Annotated in this window: 1 protein-coding gene and 1 pseudogene; one reads left to right on the top strand and one right to left on the bottom strand. The window is 73.0% G+C overall.

Features of this window, described 5'->3' with window-relative positions; translation table 11 throughout:
- Nucleotides 1–441: helix-turn-helix domain-containing protein (locus tag ABD194_RS21080; RefSeq protein WP_343995191.1), on the bottom strand; the 441-nt coding region annotated here is incomplete at its 3' end.
- A gap of 48 nt (nt 442–489) precedes the next feature.
- Here ABD194_RS21080 and ABD194_RS21075 point away from each other — a divergent pair.
- Nucleotides 490–832, top strand: a pseudogene (locus tag ABD194_RS21075) (hypothetical protein); the annotation flags it as partial.

The following is an 832-nucleotide window of genomic DNA, read 5'->3' as shown; positions in this document are numbered from 1 at the left end:
GAGCAGGACGCGGTCACCCAGGTGCAGCTTCGCGGTCCCCGAGATCACGGTGAACCACTCGTGGCCGGGATGCACGCCGGGAGGGCTCGTCCGCCGGCGCGCGGTGATCCGCATCTTCGCCACGACGAAGCCGTGCGGCTCGTCCTCCCGGGTCAGCAGCCACGTCGTGTGGCCGTGGGCGGCGTTGCGGCGTGGATGGATGACGACGTCCTCGTCGCTCGTCACGTCGACGAGCTGGTCGATGCTCGTGCCCAGGGCGCGAGCGATCGGGGCGAGCTGGTCGATGGCGATGCGGCGGTGGCCGGTCTCGATCCGGCTCAGGGTCGAGGCGCTCATCGAGCACCGGGAGGCGAGGGCGTCGAGGGACCACCCGCGGGCCAGTCGGAGTCCACGGATGCGTGCGCGCACCACTGCGTCTAGGTCGACCTCTTCTTGCGTCATCGGCAAGATCGTATGCCGTTGGCGCAACCCCGTCCTAGCGTGGACGTCATGACGCACTCCCACGACGACCGACACGCTCACCGCCGAGCCCGGCACGCGGCGAGCCACGGGGCCCACGGTGCTCACGGAGCCCACGGTGCTCACGGAGCCCACGACCACGGCGCTGCCGAGCGCTCGCCTGCCGCCGACGACCTGCTCGACCTCGACGGCGAGGTGCTGGCGGCCGCCTGGGACGAGGCACTCGACCGCGTGGTCTCCCACGTGCCGGACGAGGGAGCGTCCGACGACCGCCCGCGCCTGCGCGTCGTCGACCTCGGCGCCGGCACCGGAACCGGCACGCTGGGCCTGGCGCGGCGGCTGCCCGGCGCCGAGGTCGTCGCCGTCGACGTCT

The sequence above is a fragment of the Terrabacter terrae genome, from assembly GCF_039529575.1.
GTDB lineage: Bacteria > Actinomycetota > Actinomycetes > Actinomycetales > Dermatophilaceae > Terrabacter > Terrabacter terrae.
The sequence above is the reverse complement of the archived record's forward strand: the minus strand, read 5'-3'. Positions and strand labels throughout refer to the sequence as shown.